Here is a 17514-nt window from a genome sequence, read left to right on the forward strand (position 1 = left end):
ATAGTATACACATTAACCCGCTACTCTAGGAAACGTTTTCTCTAATTAACTGCTAAAACTATTTTTTTCTATGTATTATTCTAAAAATCATTTTCAAAAAATAAAGATACAATTCTTCTCTTCCAATCAGAATTGTATCTTCAGGAGCTATAATTTTTATTTGTTTTTTTGAGTCTTTTTTCAAACTGTATTTGGAACAAGTAATGTTACCCTATAAATACATCTTCTTGCGGATAACGGATCAAGGAAGTTTCTTTTCTTGCAATTAATATAGAGACGATCGTAATAGGTCCAATCCGCCCTATGAACATAACAAACATAATTACAAACCTACCGATGACAGATAGTTCAGGCGTTAATCCAGCTGAAAGTCCAACTGTTCCAAACGCTGAAACAACTTCAAAAACAATATTGATAAAAGGGCCATTTTCAGTTATCGATAAAATGAAAATAGCTACAAAAACTAATAAAAAACTGACTATTGTCAAAGTTAATGCTCTAAAAACAGCACTGTTTCTTATTCTTCGCCCAAATAAAGATACTTCTTCTCCACCTCTTAAACTTGTGCCGGTTGTTAAAAGTAGAATAATAAAAGTACTTAACTTTATCCCACTACCCGTTGATGCACTCCCAGCACCAATAAACATCAGTAGTGACATCAGGAGCATAGTAGGTACGGTCAATGCTGTAATATCGATTGAATTAAAGCCGGCTGTTCTAGGAGACAAACCTTGGAAGTATGCACTCCATATTTTATCTCCAAATGATAAGCTGCCCAACGTTTCAGGGTTTGAATATTCAAGCAGAAAAATTGAAATTATGGCAATAACATTTATAATCAACGTCCCTACGATCATCACTTTTGAATGCAGAGTCAATGATTTAAATTTCTTCTTATTCCAAACATCTAATAGAACAGTGAATCCTATTCCTCCTAAAACAAACATGCTTGTAATCGTTAAATTGACTAAAGGATCTCCTACATAGCTGGATAAATTGTCAGACCAAAGAGAAAATCCAGCGTTATTAAAAGATGCAACAGTATGAAACAAACTGTAAAAGGCACCTTGCCAAAGTCCAAATTCTGGAATCCATTTAATGGACAATAAAGTGAAACCAATTAGTTCGATACTTAACGCGAAAATGATTACATAGCGAACTAATCGAATAATTCCACCTGAAGTGCCTTGATTCAAAGATTCTTTAATAAGATCTCTTTGTTGCATGCCGATTCTTCGTTTTAATATGAAAAAGATAAAAACGGCAGACGTCATCAGGCCTAATCCACCAAGTTGCATGAGGAACATAATGACCGTTTGTCCGAATAGAGTGAAGGCTGTTCCTGTATCGACCACAACCAATCCTGTAACCGTAACAGCAGAAGTAGCTGTGAATAAGGTATCTAACCAAGAAATCGTTTGGGTCGTTGAAAAGGGCAATTTTAATAAAGCCGTACCTATTAAAATAAGCGTAAAAAAGCTGAAAACGACTGTCATAGGTGGACTAAGACGTTTAGTAGATTGTTTAAAATACTTTAATAGAGAAACCTTGTTCATTCCTTTACAGCCCTTTCTGTTCAAAACGTTTTATGTCATCATTATTTCCAATGACAACAATCATATCGCCTTCGTATAATTTATCTTCTGGTGAAGGTGAGATATTCACTTTTTTTCCATTCTTTATAGCTAGAATGGTACAGCCATATTTTGCTCTGATATCTGAATCATTGATTGATTTATTAACTAATTTTTTTGTTATATACATTTCTGATATACTATAGTTCTCTGAAAGTTCAATATATTCTTGGATTTTCCCAGATTGAAATTGATTAGCCACTCTGACTCCCATATCGTATTCTGGTTGAATGATTCTATCAGCACCGATTTTAGCCAAAACTTTTGCATGGTTAGCATTGTGAGCCTTTACCCATACATTTTCTACACCTAATTCTTTTAATAATAGAGTGCATAAAATACTAGACTGCATATTATCTCCTATAGCAACTACAGCGTAATTAAAGTTACCAACACCTAAAGACTTCAGAACATCTTCGCGGGAAGCATCTGCTATTACAGCCTTTGTACTATGTTCTAAAACGGCATTTACTTTTGCTTCATTTGTATCTATTGCCAAAACTTGATGGCCCAGACGATGCAATTCTTTACATACACTACTACCAAACCTTGCTAATCCAATAACTACGAAATCTTTTTTCATAATTCAACTCCTCTCATATTTCGAGCAATTGTAAACTTGATTTCCCCAACTTTCTCAGGCAACTAACTTTGCCTCGACCATTCATTTTCGTTTACTATTCTTAACTATAGCTAACAACCTTATTAAGTCTTTACTAAGTAAAGACTTTAAAGAAATTTCGGATTCATTTGTATACTTTAACCGTTTGAGCTATTCGAATATAGGATCATTCTTCATTAGTCATCATAGTATGTACGCTTTCATAATTCAAGTGCTTTTTAACAACTAAAAGATTTGGAAAGAAGGTAAAAAAATGGGTAAAGAAGAAACGATTATTGAATTCCCCTTACGTGGAGAATGGTTTACTGAAGTTAGTCCAGCCGACCGTATCCCCAGTCACGGAACCAATCATTTTGGCTTACGATATGCTTTCGATTTTATTCAAGTAGATTGGGAGAAGCCCAACCACCCTACTCATGATAGAAAAAACACAGACTATTTTTTAAAAGGAATTCCTTTGGATAGCTATTACTGTTTTGGAAAACCCGTCTATGCTCCTTTTTCAGGAGAAATTGTTGCTGTTGAGCAAGGTGTTTTAGAAAGAGAAAAAGCTTCTTGGTTTCATGACCAGACTTTAGCAATTCGCCATTCTCTTTTCTTCAATTCAGAACGAGATAGCTTTGAGTCAATTGGAGGCAACTATCTAATTTTAAAGAAAACAGAAAAAATATACGCCGTTTTCTGCCATCTTCAAAACGGGTCGCTAACAGTTAAGGTTGGAGGAAACATTAAAAAAGGACAAATGATAGGTAGAGTCGGACATTCAGGAAATTCAACAGAACCGCATTTGCATTTTCATTTGATGGATTCTGATGATATTAAAAATGCAAAAGGCATCCCCTTCACATTTGAACAATATGAAAAATTTAACGGTTCAAGTTGGGAAACAATAACGAATGAGATTCCAGCTGCAAAAGACCATATACGTTTTACAAAAAAATAGTAAACGGCGATTTATAGAAGAACAACAACAAGACTTTATATCCTATTTACAAAGGTTTATCATAAAAGTAAAACTCTCGCAATTCGTTTTACTGTATACTATTCTATAGGCGAACAGTCTATTAAAAACTTTAGAAAAAATCATACGCACGAGGATGATCGTTAATTGAAAAACAAGAATTATAAATTAAAAATTTTTCTTTTTAATCCTGTGACCGTCATTATTTACGGTATAGGGTGTTATTACTTAAGTTTACTTGCTCAAGATGGTGGAGTTGCTCAAAAAGGTCCCATCATCTTAATCATTTTTCTTAGTCTGTTTGTTTGGGTAGGTTGGGGGCTTTATTGGTATATTTGGAAGCTCAATAAAGAACGCTCAGTCTCTCCCCGTTCGCTAAGACGCAGCAAATTTCTTTTTCTTTTCAGCGTTAATTCTTTCCTTTTGATTACAGTTATATTTGGAATAAGTCTTTATCAAAGTGGCACAAATCAACAAGGAAGATTAGCTTTTGTGATCCAAGACTATTTGAATTCTAGTGAAGTAACATTTGTCCATAATAATGTCTACGAAGATGATTTGAATGGTTTATTTGAAGATCTTGAAACAAAATATGATTTGCCAGAAGAATTATACGTCAGTAATCAGGTCGAATTGACCTTTGATCAAGAAGGTGACATCACTACTTTCTATAGCTTTTTATATGGTTTAAACGAAGCTGGCGAGACGGAAAGTTTTTTGATTGATTATGATCGCTCGAAAAGTGCTGATTTTAATGTGACTTTGAACGGAAATGTTAATCCAACTTTTGAGGACAGCATGATCCTTCAACCCTTGCTAGATGCTATGGAGAACCTTCCCATAAAAGAAACCGTTAAAGATTGGAAGGAAGATACGCTTGGTATCTATTATGCCGGATCACGCAGTTGGGGATACAATACGGATGGCGTTCTTTACTTTGATGAGAATGGTGCTACTTTCCCAGTAGAAACAGCCTTCAATGAAATTATTGGCTACACCATTTCTGTTTATACCCCTAACAATAATGGCATCACACCTGTACGTTTTATTGACTATACACCCACAGTGTCTCCTACAGAAATTGGAGATGTTCCAACTGATCAAAATATGAATGATATTGAAACTTATTTTTTGACTGACCAGCTTGGTTATCAGTTATTCGTAGTAGACGCTGCGGCCGGTTCGCGTTTTTATACTTTGAATAAAACTACTGATGGTGGAAATACCTGGGATGTCATCAACTCCGATCCTTTTTTAGGACAGCTAGGTGTGTCATCTGGAATAACTTTTATGGATGAAAATCTTGGTTTTGTTGGATTGTCCCACAGTGGAGGCAGTTATGCAGATCTCTATCGAACAACAGATGGTGGGGTCACTCTTGAAAAATTAGTATTGCCACTAATTGAAGTTCCTTTGACCGATACAGAGAAGTACGTTCCTTTTGACTTCCCTGAAATGCCTTATAAAGAAGGAGATAGTCTTTTTCTTCAAGTAAATCAAGGGCAAGATGGCGATTATAATGGAGACAGTAACGGCTTGTATCAGTCTAAAGACAATGGCCTGACTTGGGCGTTTGTTGGAGAGGTTTAGTAAACTAATTACGAAAAAGATATCCTCAGCTTAAAGAAAGCTGGGGATATCTTTTTTACTTTTAATTACATCGATTGTAAAATTAAGTTAGACAAATAAAAAAGCCATTCGTGATACGCTCAACATGTATTTGCTACTAAAGAATACAGAGGAGTAATCACGAAGGGGCTTAAACGTCCTTGATACGGGTTTCATTTCAGTCCCTGTTAGAATATTTTTAGTTTTTTTAATTTTTCAGATGATAGGATTATTGTACTCACTGAATGACATTAACTTTCTTTAATCACTTTTTGTTTAACCTTGCTCATTTTATTTGTCCTGCTCATGTACCATAAAATCATCCCAGCACCCATAACGGCCATCCCAGCTGAAATAAGTAAAGCCATTGAATACGATCCACTTGATTCTCTGATACTTGAAGCAAGTGTAGGTCCTAGGATAGATGCAATACCATAAGCTGTAAACATCCACCCATAATTAGAAGCTGATTTCGTAGCTCCCCAGTTTTCGGCTGTGATCCCTGGGAATGAACCTAGGAACCCGCCAAATGATAAGGCAATAAAAATCAACCCTGCTATACCAGCAACAGTACCTAACTCATTGGCAAAGTTCAACAATAACAATCCGCTACCAGAAACAACAAACATTACCATAATAGTTTTGTATCTTCCGAGTTTATCAGAAATAGATCCCCAGAAAATTCTTCCTAGCGTATTCGCTAAACCTACAACCATTACGATAAATGTTCCAGCTCCCAATGAATAGTACGAAGCTAAGTTAGCCGCATGACCAATTACCATCAACCCACTTGTAGCTGCAAATGTGTAAACTGCCCACAAAATCCAAAAGTTAGATTCATGAAGCATCTCTTTATAATTTTTGTCTTTCTCTGAACTTATTCCAATTACTTTTTCTTGTACAGGAGGATTTTCCATCATGAAAGATGCCGAGCAGATTACCACGAGTAATATTCCACCTAGGATTTTGAATGTATTATTTACACCTACACTCTCAATCATACTAGTAGCAATTGGTGCTAAAAGAATCGCCCCTGAACCAAATCCTGCTGCTGTTAAACCACCAGCTAGTCCTTTTTTATCAGGGAACCATTTTACAGTCAATGCTGTTGCTGTTCCATATCCAGCACCAATACCCAGTCCTAATATCAGTCCATAGGTTAAATACAACATAATGATGCTATTTACAAAACCGGTCAAGAACATCCCTAAACCGAATAAGAGTCCCGCTGCAAGAACCACTTTCTTCCCGCCGTGTTTATCTACGATTGGTCCACAAATAATCATTCCTAATGGTACCATTGCAAATGAGATACTAAACGCTAAAGATGTTTCGCTTAATGTCCAATCTGTATTGACCTCCAATAATGCCGTTTGAAAAACTGACCATGCATACCCAGCTCCTAAAGACAGATTTGTTACGATAGCCGCAATCAAAATCAACCAACGATTCTTTTCTCTTTTCATATACCTTCCTCCTATAACCTTAATTAATATAACCACACTTTATAAAGCGCTTTCAATTTCATATATTATAGGGTTTCACTAGAATAAACCACCAAGTAAAATTAAACAGGTTAATAAGATGAACTTATACACGAGTATTATCTAAAGAACTTATTTAGCATCGACAATAAAGCGCATCTCTTTTCAATTTCTCCCTGAAAATAGTTTCGTTCTGCTTAAGAAAAAAATTGTTTAACACTTGGTTATAGTGTTTCAAAAAAATCCCTTCCGGAATAGCGGATTTGCTTGTAGATAGCCATGAAACCGCCTGATCTATTTACAATTTCAAAGGAACAGACAAAAAAAACTGTTCTGGAATGAACAGCTTTTCTAACGGATATTTACAGTAGTCTAGCATTTATACATTTGATACACGCTCCATTAAGTTGATCCCAATTCCCATGAATAAGATCCCCATAAGGAGTAGAATCCCAATGGGTTGCAACAGTTGGCTAAGTGGAAGTCCTAAATAGATAGCGTCTACCATTCCATTTAGACCGTGTTTGATAGGAACAAACTCAGCTATAAAGAGTAATAATCGATTATTAACTATATCTAAAGGCCAGAAGGCTCCACCTAACATTGCCATCGACGTAGCGATGATTGGAATAACGACTTGTAACGATTGCGGCGAAGGTACTAAAGCGGAAATCAGCATCCCTAAAGAAACAATGGTGAAAATAAAGGCCAAAGTAACGGCTGCCATCGATACATAGTTGGTCCCTAAATCAAGATTTAATAGATTAGTTAAAATGAAAAAGGCAATCACGATCTGCACTAATCCTACTAAAAAATAATGCGAAAGCAAACCTAGATAGATCTGTGTTTTCGAAAGCGGAGAAAAAATCAATCGATCCCAAGTTCCCTTTTTCTTCTCTTCTACTACGTTTATTTGGAGGTACAAAATAGTAAACATCGCAAAGTAAAAAGTCATTCCAATTAAAATACTCAATTGATACCGATTCAGGGTCCCTGAATCCTCAGGTTGTCTTATTCCTTCAACCGTTAAAAATTCTTGTACTTCAATTTCACTATCTGGAAAATCCGCTCTAACCTTTTCTAGACGGACCTGCTCCCTAAAAATTTGATTAACGTGTTGGTCTACTACCGGTAATCGCTCATCTTCTCTACCAACTAAAAATTGATAGGTTTCTGCTCCTATTTCCATCGCATAGCCAATCTCGTTCATCCGTATGTCTTCTTCTGCGGTTTCATAATCAGTTGCTTCAAAAATGATCGAATCATCTTTATTTAAGCGATCTACCCAGATACTTAATTCTTCTTTCGTTAAGCTTTCACTGTATACTTGTACATTTATAGACGAACTTCCTTGACTTCCCCCTATAAAATAAACAAATAAAATGGTTAACCCTAAAAACATCACGACGACCAGAGGATGCTTCATCAATCTTTTCCATTGGAGTATAAATACGTTACCCATTTAATCTAACCTCCTTTTTGGAAATATGATGACTGCCATCAGTAATGAAATGACCGTCATTCCAATCACTCTCAGCATCAATGGAAGCACTTCTTGAAAATCAAATCCTTGCAACAATTGTAAATAAGAAGTCATCGTTGCTCCATTTGGAGTCCAATTTCCAACTTGTTTTAAATATTCTGAGAATTGTTCTACAGGAATGTAACTACCTCCTAAAAAGGCAAATACACTGACAAAAGATCCGAAGAATCCCACCGTTCTGTTATCATTTGCATACAAAGAAATAGAAGTGAGTATGCTCGCTAGACTTCCAACTAATAATGAGTATAAACCTGTCGTGTAAAATACATTTATCCAAAAATCACTATCTCTCCCTTTGAATGTCCCAAAAATCAACGTAGATAATGCGAAAAGGATGGCTAATTGTACAAATGTAATCAAGGTTCCTGAAATCATTTTACTGCTCAGATACGTTAACGGTTTTGTCCCAGACAGCATGATGCGTCCAAAAACATGTTGTTCTTTTTCTTTGAAAGCACGAGTCGCTATGATTGGAGCTGTTGAGAGTGCAAACATGACTCCCATTCCAATCGTATAATATTGGAACGCACTTACCGGCTCTTCGACCGAAAGTTGTACTTTTTCACCGTGTTGTATCGTTTGGTCTTCTGCTTCAGCTTGTCCGTCAGTTGCTAAAGCAATAGATGTCTCTAAATTATATTGTGCAACGAACGTTGTGACTACACTCTTAAGAATAATCGATGCTACATTCTCAGCTTCATTCACAGTTATTTTCAGAGCACTTGACGTATCTTCTTCCTGATAGATAGACTGCCATACATGGTAGCTGAAATTTTCTGGAATTGTGATGAACCCGGCAATTTCATCTTCATTCATTGCATGCGTTGCGGAACTTAGATTATCAAACTCATCCACAACCATAATATCTGCAAAACTTTCATCTTCAAGCAACTCATATAACATGGTGGCGGGATCACTTTCTTGGGCACCAGCTGCCATTTCAGCAACTAGTTCTGCTGGCATTCCTTGTTCAACTAATTCATTTTCTAAACGATCCAGGTCTTCTGCAAAATTTTGTTCATTGACGATCCCAACGTTGAAGGTATTGTTTGAAGTTCCCCCCATCATAATATTTCCCAAAGAAAATCCTAGAATCGCAATTAGAATAAAAGGCATAAAGAGGAGTTCAAGAAGGTCACTTTTACTTTTTGAAAGTGACAAAAAGTCTTTTTTCACAAAATTAAACATGATTTCAGTCCCCTCCTTAATCTCTCAATTTGCGACCGGTCAAGTGTAAGAAAACATCTTCTAAGGTTGGTGTTTGTACGTGGATGCCTAAAATCCTCACTTCTGTCTGTCGCGCACAGTCAAAAATCTCTCCCAATAATTGCTCTCCCTTAGATACGATCAGGTCGTATTTATTTTCATCTTCTGCCACGTGATTGATCCCTTTTAAAGCCGACAATAGACTTGAAAATTCTTTTTTTGCTTCCTCTACTTGAATCGTTATCGTTTCTTCATTAGATAAAATATTCTTTAATTCTTCTTTTGTTCCAGAAGCGATCACTTGGCCATGATCCATGATATAAACACGGTCACACAACTTTTCAACCTCTTCCATATAGTGGCTAGTGTAGAGGACGGTTATCCCTTTTTCACGGTTTAATTTTCTCACCATACCCAAAATATAATTTCTGGATTGTGGGTCGATTCCAACAGTCGGCTCGTCCATAATCAAAATTTTAGGATCATGGATCAAAGCGACCGCGATATTGATTCTACGCTTCATACCCCCAGAATACGTATCTACGACCTCTTTTTGTCTTTCTTTTAATCCAACCAGTTCTAATTTTTCTTGAATTTTAGCTTCTAATTCTCTTCCCGTTAACCCATAAACCTTTCCAAAGAATTTCATATTTTCATAAGCTGATAATTCCTCGTACAATGCAATTTCTTGAGGAACGACGCCTAAAACTGTGCGCAATTCTTTGGGATGCTTAGAAATATCTTTTCCGTTAAACATAAAGGTTCCTTTTGTTGGTGGAATTAAGGTTGAAATCATAGAGATGGCTGTTGATTTCCCGGCCCCATTTGGCCCCAATAGTCCAACTGATTCTCCCTCATCTAAATATATATTCATATCTTCCACAGCTACTTTTTCTTTAAAAGTTTTTCCTAGATTTTCAACTTTGATCATGAACAGTACCCTCCTTTATAAAATGTTTTATTCTATACAAACGGCATAAATGAAAACGACCTATTCTAAATCCAAACTTTAGTATCCATCTCGAACTTTCAAATCAGCTGATTGATTTTTTCTTTTTAATTTAAGGTTCAGCTTCTTTAGCACTATCTGTTTAATTGGTTCAATTGTATCAAACTAACCCTTTATAATCATATATTTCACCTCCACTACCAAACACCTTTTAGATTGAAGTCACAACAAAAAAGCTGCATCCCTTATATTTGGGATGCAGCTTCTCTTAAACTGATGCGACTATGTTTCATTAAGCTAGTAATTACTTTTTTTCGTGAGACCCCATTCATTGACCTTTAAATTGAGGGGCCCTTTTTTCAAGAAAGGCCGTAACAGCCTCTTTATGATCATCTGTTAAAGAAGCCAGATGCATCAGTTGTGCCTCTCTCTGATTGAATTTCTCTAAATCGCTATAAAAAAATTCATTGAACAGTTCTTTTTGATAGGAAATCGTTTGAGTTGGCAATGCAGCTACTTTTTTGGCAAATGCCCATGTCTCTTCTTCTAATGTACCATCTTCAACGACTTGATTTACCAAACCTAACTCAGAGGCACGCTCACCTTTGATCGGCTTAGAAAGCATCAATAATTCGGTAGCTATTGCCGTTCCTACCATCTTTTGCAAGAAATAGAGCACACTGGTGTCTCCTGGTAACCCCATACCTACAAAAGCTGTAACAAGAGAGCTGCGTTTCTCCATAATCCGAAAATCAGCTGCCAATGCTACCCCGACACCCGCACCAGCTGCCGCTCCATTAATAGCAGCGATAACCGGTTTGCTGCAGTTCCGTATAGCACGACTCATTGCCCCGGTAGCTTCAACCAACTGTTCTGGGATTCCCCCATCATCTCTTTCAATGATTATTTTGAATTGATTGACGTCTCCTCCTCCACAAAACAACTTTCCAATTCCTGTCAAAACTACTGCACGGATAGCAGCATCTTCTGATGCCTTCGCTAAAGCTGCTGGAATCTCTCGAAATGACTCTTCTGAGAAAGCATTCCCCACCTCTCTTTCACAACCCCTATAAGGTTATTTCAATAAATAATTCTTCGACATCTTTTAAAAAAACGCTTTCAATTATATGCATTCAGTATATCTCTAGAACTACACTGATACAAATTACTATTTTTCATAGACGGCATTAGCTCTACTAATGTCCTATTATGGAAACCCTCTTCAAGCTTAGTTGAATATCATTGTATGAATTTATAAGATTTCAGCTGAAAAAGATAAAGTTTTGCTTATCAAACGACCAAAAGCTAGAAACCTTTTTAGTTTCTAGCTTTTTCTTTAGACTTTATTTTGAATAAACATCAGCATCGTTCGATTCAATTTGTCTGTTTCATCATGAAAAATCGCATGGCCGCTTTTTCTAAACGGTGTGACAATATTTTTAGGAATCAATTGGGTCATCTCTTCGACAACTTCATACGAACAAATAACGTCTTTTTCACCATGGCAAATCAAAGTTGGCACTGTGATCTGTGCAAGATCTGCTTGTACATTCTCATCCCGCATAGCAAGAGCCGAAAGAATCATTCCATAAGAAGAAGCCCTTAGTGCCAAACTTGTCAACCAATTTTTATAGGACACAAAGGTTTTCTCATTAAACATTTTTTTAATAAAGTCTTGAATCATTTTAGGTCGATTAAGTTGTATTTCTTCAACTATGGACGTAATTTCTGACTTCTTGATGCCCCTTGAATAAGCAGGCCTCTTAGCAAATTGAGGGACTGCCGCACTAACCAAAATCAGTTTTTTTATTCCAAAACCCTTATGACGAGCAAAAAAACGGGTTGCAACTGCTCCACCCATAGAAAATCCGACTAAAATTGCTTCTTCAATTTGAAGTTCTTCTAAAACCACTTTGACATCATCCGCAAATGTATCGTAGCCGTATTCTTCAATCACCAAATCTGAGTCGCCAAAACCACGAAAATCAATTCCAATCACGCGATACCCTCTTGGCAAAAAATAATCATATTGATAATCAAACATTTGATGATCAAATGGCCAGCCATGTAAGAAAACAATTGGTTGCCCTTCCCCTAAATCTTCTACTGCAATAGATGCATTGTTTTTTCCTTTAATGATTTTTTTCATCTTGATTTACCTCCTATCACCTTTTCAACCTAAGTATAATAGAAGAGCTCCTTTTTTAAAGAAATATAGCTCAGGATCTAATACTTATCAATCATTAATAAAATTCATTACTGACTTATGTAAAATTATCCTAATTTCTTAATGACTAACACAATTTAATCTACTATCTTTGACAAAAAAGCTCCCTGGTGAGATGCTTTATTTGTAATAAAAACGAAAAATAAAAGAATGGAGGATTTTTATGTCAACAATGGTTTTTGTGAATTTCCCTGTATCTGATGTCAATCGTTCTGCTGCATTTTATGAAAAATTAGGGTTTACTAAAAATAAAGAATTCTCAACTGATGAAGCTGTCGCAATGGTTTGGGATGATAACTTTTGGATCATGCTGCTTAATCACGAATTTTATAGCCGTTTTATTAAAGATAAAACCATTGCAGATACTCAAACCACTAGCAGCTCTCTAATTACATTCAGCCTAGAAAGTGCTGATGCCGTCAAAAAAATTGCTGAAACAGCAAAAGCCCATGGTGGCGATTTCCATAAAGTAGATATGGGGATGTCTGAAGATCAGATGTTTTTACTTGAAGTACAAGATCCAGACGGAAATACCCTAGAGCCCAGTTGGATGGCAATGTAAATAGGTCTGTTCAAACCATTTAAGTTAATAAATTGAAGCATAACACCTCTGCCGAATTCAGATACATTGAATTCGACAGAGGTGCTTTTATAAAGACTTTTTCTTATTTTCATAGAAATTCAATCGTTTGTTTAGCTGAAATAGGATTAGTGTATGTGCGACAATCAACTTCATACAATTCCTTAATGACTTCTTGTGTTAAGACTTCCTCGGGTCTTCCTTCTTTGAGGATCCGTCCATCTTTCATCGCATACAAGTAATCCGTAAAGCGTGCTGCTAAATTCAAATCATGTAAAGCCGCTAATACACCAATCGGTAAAGCACTAACTGTTTTTAAAATGCTTAGTTGATAGTTGATATCCAAATGATTAGTGGGCTCATCTAGAACTAGGAATTTAGGTTGTTGGACTAACGTTCTCCCTAATATGACCCGCTGTTTTTCGCCACCTGAGAGTGATAAAAAACTTCTATCAGCGATTTTTTCTAAATCCAGTTGAAGCAGGACTTTTTCAACAATTTCATAATCTGACGCATTTTCTCGCTCCATTAAGCCTTTGTATGGCGAGCGTCCAAGCAATAACATATCACGGATGGAAAAGTCGAAATTGACTTGGTGAAACTGCCCCACGAAACCCATTTTTTTTGCGAGCTGTTTATTTGAAAGTTCCTGAACATTTTCGTCACCCAACATAATAACTCCTTTATTGGGTTCAAGTATTTTCGAAACACTTTTCAATAAAGTTGATTTTCCACAGCCATTCGGTCCGATCAGACCTACAAACTGATTTTTACTAACTTGCAAGGAAACTCCTTCTATAATTTTCCGGGAAGCAACAGATACTGATACGTTATCAATCGTTAAGTTCATACTTACCCTCCAAACTCGTAGCCTTTTTTGATGAAAATATAAATGAACAGTGGTGCACCGATCAAAGAGGTCAAAATACCGATTGGCAATTCGACTGTTGGCAAGATAATACGAGATAAGATATCGGACCACACCATGAATAAAGATCCTGAAAAAACAGATAATGGTAAGAAGTAACGATGATTTGACCCGACTATCCCACGAACGATATGGGGAATAATCAACCCCACAAATCCAATCATTCCACTGTTTGCAACAATAATCCCGGTTAAAATCGAAGTGACCACAAGATACAATTTGCGGTAAAATTTCAAATTTACTCCAAGCGTAATCGCTGCTTCATCACCCAGTAGCATGATATTTAAAATACGTTGCTGTGTTAAGAAAAATAGAAAACAAATCAAGACAACCGTAGCTATTAAAGGAAGCTTGGACCAGCTTGCTCCTGCTAAACTCCCCATCATCCAAAACGTGACTGAACGAATACCCTCTGCATCATTGGCTATATAAATAATAAAATTAGAAAATGCTGTAAAAAGAGCATTTAATACCATACCTGATAAAATCAATTTGATAGAATTCATTTGGCCATTTACATTTGATAAAAGTAAGACCAGAAGCGCAGCTGTCACAGCACCTAAGAAGGCCCAAAAAGATAGACCAAGCTGAGCCAATACACTGGTTCCACCAAAGCCAATCATGATAGCAAAAGTCGCACCTAGAGAAGCTCCAGAGGAAATACCTAAGATATAAGGATCTGCTAATGGGTTCTGGACCGTTGTTTGCATGACCGCACCTGCTAATGACAACCCCATACCCGTAAGCATCGCTAAGAGTACTCTTGGAAAACGAATCTGCCAGATGATGTTCTCATGAGCGCTAGAAGAAACACCAGACAAATTATCAACTATTCCTCCTGACAAGTTTTTAATCAGTATTTGAAAAGATTCATTTAGAGGCACCGTGACCTGTCCGACCGCGACACCAATCCCCACTGAAAAAACGATCAAAACGGTAAATAGGAGCAAACTTATATAAAATAATTGGCGTTGTTTGTTGATGCGGTTCATCATTTTATTCCTTCCTAGCTATAAATTAATTTTCAGTATACAATTCAGCACTGAGTTGTTCCATACCGCTTAGTATTTGGTAACCGTAACTCCAGAACTGATTGTAATCGATGGTATAAATTTGGTCTTCCTTGATAGCTGTCAGACTGGACAGCGCGTCATTTGCTTTCAAATCAGCTAAACTTTCTTTGGGATCGCGTCCCCCAGTATAGTTAACCAGCAATAATACGTCTGGATCAGCTTCCAACAAAGCTTCAACACTAATTTCTCCCGTTACATCTGCAAACGTATTATTCAAATCCATATAGCTTAACGAATCGTTTAAGTAGGTGTCTGCTGCACCACTATAGATATCCACGTTAGTCCCTTCTACCTCAAATAAATAGGCATAATCAAGTGCTTCTTGGTTAGCAGGAATGCCCGCGACTACCTCATCCATTCTAGCTTCTACATCCGTTGAAAATTCCTGGGCCTTCTCTTCAACTGCAAATAATTTCCCTAAATTAGCAATATCTGTATACAAATCCTCAAAAGTTGCGTCAGTTGTTGATGTTGCTTGAATATAAGTCTGAATACCCACCTCATTCAATTCTTCAACCGTTCCAGTTCCCCATTCAGCACTTGCAAATAGTTGTCCTCGTCCCACAACGATATCCGGATCAGCACCTACGACTATTTCTTTTCCAACATATCCCTCTGAGAGAACAGGTATGCTAGCGAAATCATCAGCTACTGTTTCGTCACCTTCACCATATAAAGCGGCTACACCTACAAGGTCTTCAGCTAAGCCCATTTGAAGCAGCAGTTCCGCTGTTCCTTGGTTATTAGCAACAATCGATTTTGGACTAGCTTCATAAGTGATTTCTTTTTCAGAAAATACTGCACCTTCTGACGATACGGTGTAATTGTTCAATGTTAACGGAAAAGTTGTTTCTTCTACCTGTTCCGTTGATTTTTTGTCCGTATTTTTCTGTGCTTCTGTCGCATTTTCTTGTCCACAGGCGCCTAATAACAAAGTTGAAGCTGCAACAAGTCCAAAGTATTTCACCATTTTTAATGTCGTCATTTTTTCCACTCCATTTATATTGATTTTTTTATTAAATTTGTGAAGTTATGTACTTTAATCTTTTTATTTATACCTCTTAGCTTGAGCTAGAATATTAAATAGCAAAAATCAAGCTTTATAATCGAGAATTGTTGCTTACCTTAATTATATGATTGATTTTTACTAAAGTAAATAGTAATGTTAAAACATTCACAAATAATCGAAGTAAGCCTTATCATATCAGGATGTTTTTATTGATTAATTTAAATAAAAAACAGAAATCACAATTTAAATACTTTAAGAAAAACAACATTATCCGCAATGACCCTACGACACATTCAAAAACCACAGCTTTGCTACAATTGTTAGCAAAGCAAAATGGGATTGTCACCTTTCAAGACACTAAAAAGGCTGGTATTTATTAAGAATATATCATTACGTTGTCTCAGGAAAATATTCTAGAAAAAGTAGAGCCTGGAACTTACGTTGCGATTGCTCAATTTCCCGATGACTATTATATCCTACAAAAAAGATTTAAAAAAGCATTTTTTCTCATGAAACAGCTCTTTATCTTCATGATTTAACAGATATGGCCCCTTTTGATTACCATATGACCTTTCCAAGGGGATACAATCATCCATCTTTAAAAGAACAGCGTATCTTAGCTAAGCACAATCAAACAGATAAAGATGTTCAAATTAATGCCCTTAAACGGTATTTAAAAACAGAAAAGAAAGACCTTATCAAATTAATACACTACGCAAAACTATTTAAAGTAGATCATGAATTAAGAAGCTATCTGGAGGTGTTAATATAAACTCTAATCTTCGGGAATCACTACCGTTTCTTAAATTGATAATTTTTTTTGCTTAGTTTATATTCCGTAGGAGTCATTCCCATTTCTAACTTGAATATTTTCGCAAAATAATTTCCATTTGAAAAACCAACTGCTTTTGCGGTTTCGTCAACGCTTTTATTTTCCCATAACAATTCGAAAGAACATAAAATTCGATACTTCCTTAAATAAGCCATTGGTGTATATTGAAAAGCCTCTTCGAACATGCGAATCAATTGAAATTTTGACATATCGAATATTTCAGCCATCTTATCCAATCCAATATCGGAAGCATAGTTTTCCTCAAGATACCTTTTTATTATAAGAGACTGAGCATTTGCTTTAATTTGTACATTATTTATTTCTTTTTTGATTTTCAAAAACAAGTTAAACGCCTGCTCAGAATTTTCCAAAAAATCCAATTCTTCTTCTTGTATAGTAATAAAGGTATCCATTAATGATTTGAAAAAATCAGCAGATGCCTGAGAAAATACTTGACTGGCCACATTCAGCCATTGACGAACAACTGGAGAAAACTCCACATATATAAATTGCCAATTTTGTTTGCTATAATAAACAAATTTCCCCGGAACTTCTGCAAGAAAAAAATCTCCCTTGCGTTGAGTGAAAGTTTCCCCCCCTATCATGAGAGTCCCTTCGCCGGCTAATGTAAATTGTAAAAAAACCAAATGATCTTTTCGTTTGCTTCCATCCCAAAAATATTCTGGTCCGCCGCTGCCTTTACCAATACCTTTTATATAGGGTAAATTTTGGTGATCTACATAATGAAATTGTTGAACAAAATCTTGCAATTTTTTACCCGCCTTTCCAATTTTTTCTTCTTGTTGCTTTTAAAAATTTTCTTTATGCTCATACTATACAAAAAGAAAGGATTTTTGA

Annotated in this window: 17 protein-coding genes; 5 read left to right on the forward strand and 12 right to left on the reverse strand. The window is 36.2% G+C overall.

The annotated features are described in order from the left end of the window. Positions 1-206: 206 nt before the first annotated feature. A complete protein-coding gene (locus BP17_RS10645; RefSeq protein ID WP_035054214.1) occupies positions 207-1556 on the reverse strand; it encodes a TrkH family potassium uptake protein in 1350 nt (449 codons plus the stop codon). A gap of 4 nt (positions 1557-1560) precedes the next feature. Beyond that, the gene (locus BP17_RS10650) at positions 1561-2217 is read right to left on the reverse strand and encodes a potassium channel family protein (protein ID WP_035054215.1); all 657 of its coding nucleotides are present in this window, start codon (positions 2215-2217) and stop codon (positions 1561-1563) included. A gap of 292 nt (positions 2218-2509) precedes the next feature. On the opposite strand from BP17_RS10650, the gene BP17_RS10655 reads away from it, so the two are divergent. Together BP17_RS10655 and BP17_RS10660 are read left to right on the forward strand one after the other, a co-directional pair. Then, the gene (locus BP17_RS10655; RefSeq protein WP_035054216.1) at positions 2510-3199 is read left to right on the forward strand and encodes a M23 family metallopeptidase; all 690 of its coding nucleotides are present in this window, start codon (positions 2510-2512) and stop codon (positions 3197-3199) included. A 165-nt stretch (positions 3200-3364) separates the two neighbouring features. Next, positions 3365-4807 carry a WD40/YVTN/BNR-like repeat-containing protein gene (locus BP17_RS10660; RefSeq protein WP_035054217.1) on the forward strand — a complete coding sequence of 481 codons (1443 nt, stop codon included), beginning with the start codon at positions 3365-3367 and terminating at the stop codon, positions 4805-4807. A 269-nt stretch (positions 4808-5076) separates the two neighbouring features. Here the strand turns inward: BP17_RS10660 and BP17_RS10665 are convergent, their stop codons facing one another. From BP17_RS10665 to BP17_RS10690, 6 genes are all read right to left on the reverse strand, one after another. After that, complete coding sequence (locus BP17_RS10665; RefSeq protein WP_051910526.1) at positions 5077-6291, reverse strand: L-lactate MFS transporter; 1215 nt, start codon at positions 6289-6291, stop codon at positions 5077-5079. A gap of 397 nt (positions 6292-6688) precedes the next feature. After that, positions 6689-7771: an ABC transporter permease gene (locus BP17_RS10670; protein ID WP_035054218.1), complete on the reverse strand. Its 1083-nt coding sequence runs from the start codon at positions 7769-7771 to the stop codon at positions 6689-6691. Continuing rightward, a complete protein-coding gene (locus BP17_RS10675) occupies positions 7772-9040 on the reverse strand; it encodes an ABC transporter permease (RefSeq protein ID WP_035054219.1) in 1269 nt (422 codons plus the stop codon). Between the two features lie 16 nt (positions 9041-9056). Next, complete coding sequence (locus tag BP17_RS10680; protein ID WP_035054220.1) at positions 9057-9989, reverse strand: daunorubicin resistance protein DrrA family ABC transporter ATP-binding protein; 933 nt, start codon at positions 9987-9989, stop codon at positions 9057-9059. 346 nt (positions 9990-10335) lie between these two features. Further along, entirely contained in the window at positions 10336-11058 is a 723-nt protein-coding gene (locus BP17_RS10685) for an enoyl-CoA hydratase/isomerase family protein (RefSeq protein WP_084676371.1), read from the reverse strand. Positions 11059-11343: 285 nt separating this feature from the next. After that, positions 11344-12156: an alpha/beta fold hydrolase gene (locus BP17_RS10690; RefSeq protein WP_035054221.1), complete on the reverse strand. Its 813-nt coding sequence runs from the start codon at positions 12154-12156 to the stop codon at positions 11344-11346. A gap of 241 nt (positions 12157-12397) precedes the next feature. Here BP17_RS10690 and BP17_RS10695 point away from each other — a divergent pair, with 241 nt between their 5' ends. Beyond that, the gene (locus BP17_RS10695; RefSeq protein WP_035054222.1) at positions 12398-12796 is read left to right on the forward strand and encodes a VOC family protein; all 399 of its coding nucleotides are present in this window, start codon (positions 12398-12400) and stop codon (positions 12794-12796) included. Positions 12797-12905: 109 nt separating this feature from the next. Here BP17_RS10695 and BP17_RS10700 read toward each other — a convergent pair whose 3' ends face one another. From BP17_RS10700 to BP17_RS10710, 3 genes are read right to left on the reverse strand one after another with little or no spacing between them, the layout of a single operon-like run. Continuing rightward, a complete protein-coding gene (locus BP17_RS10700; protein WP_035054223.1) occupies positions 12906-13664 on the reverse strand; it encodes an ABC transporter ATP-binding protein in 759 nt (252 codons plus the stop codon). Positions 13665-13666: 2 nt separating this feature from the next. Then, on the reverse strand, positions 13667-14734 hold the full coding sequence (locus BP17_RS10705; protein ID WP_035055464.1) for a FecCD family ABC transporter permease: 1068 nt from the start codon (positions 14732-14734) through the stop codon (positions 13667-13669). A 25-nt stretch (positions 14735-14759) separates the two neighbouring features. Continuing rightward, on the reverse strand, positions 14760-15800 hold the full coding sequence (locus BP17_RS10710; RefSeq protein ID WP_035054225.1) for an ABC transporter substrate-binding protein: 1041 nt from the start codon (positions 15798-15800) through the stop codon (positions 14760-14762). Positions 15801-16033: 233 nt separating this feature from the next. Here BP17_RS10710 and BP17_RS13675 point away from each other — a divergent pair, with 233 nt between their 5' ends. Together BP17_RS13675 and BP17_RS10715 are read left to right on the forward strand one after the other, a co-directional pair. Continuing rightward, the gene (locus BP17_RS13675) at positions 16034-16204 is read left to right on the forward strand and encodes a hypothetical protein (RefSeq protein WP_232219618.1); all 171 of its coding nucleotides are present in this window, start codon (positions 16034-16036) and stop codon (positions 16202-16204) included. Positions 16205-16368: 164 nt separating this feature from the next. Continuing rightward, positions 16369-16596 (forward strand): hypothetical protein, encoded by a 228-nt coding sequence (locus BP17_RS10715; RefSeq protein ID WP_035054226.1) that lies wholly within the window; start codon positions 16369-16371, stop codon positions 16594-16596. 20 nt (positions 16597-16616) lie between these two features. Here the strand turns inward: BP17_RS10715 and BP17_RS10720 are convergent, their stop codons facing one another. Continuing rightward, on the reverse strand, positions 16617-17426 hold the full coding sequence (locus BP17_RS10720; RefSeq protein WP_035054227.1) for an AraC family transcriptional regulator: 810 nt from the start codon (positions 17424-17426) through the stop codon (positions 16617-16619). Positions 17427-17514: the final 88 nt, after the last annotated feature.

The organism is Carnobacterium pleistocenium FTR1 (assembly GCF_000744285.1).
GTDB classification, from domain to species: Bacteria; Bacillota; Bacilli; order Lactobacillales; family Carnobacteriaceae; genus Carnobacterium_B; species Carnobacterium_B pleistocenium.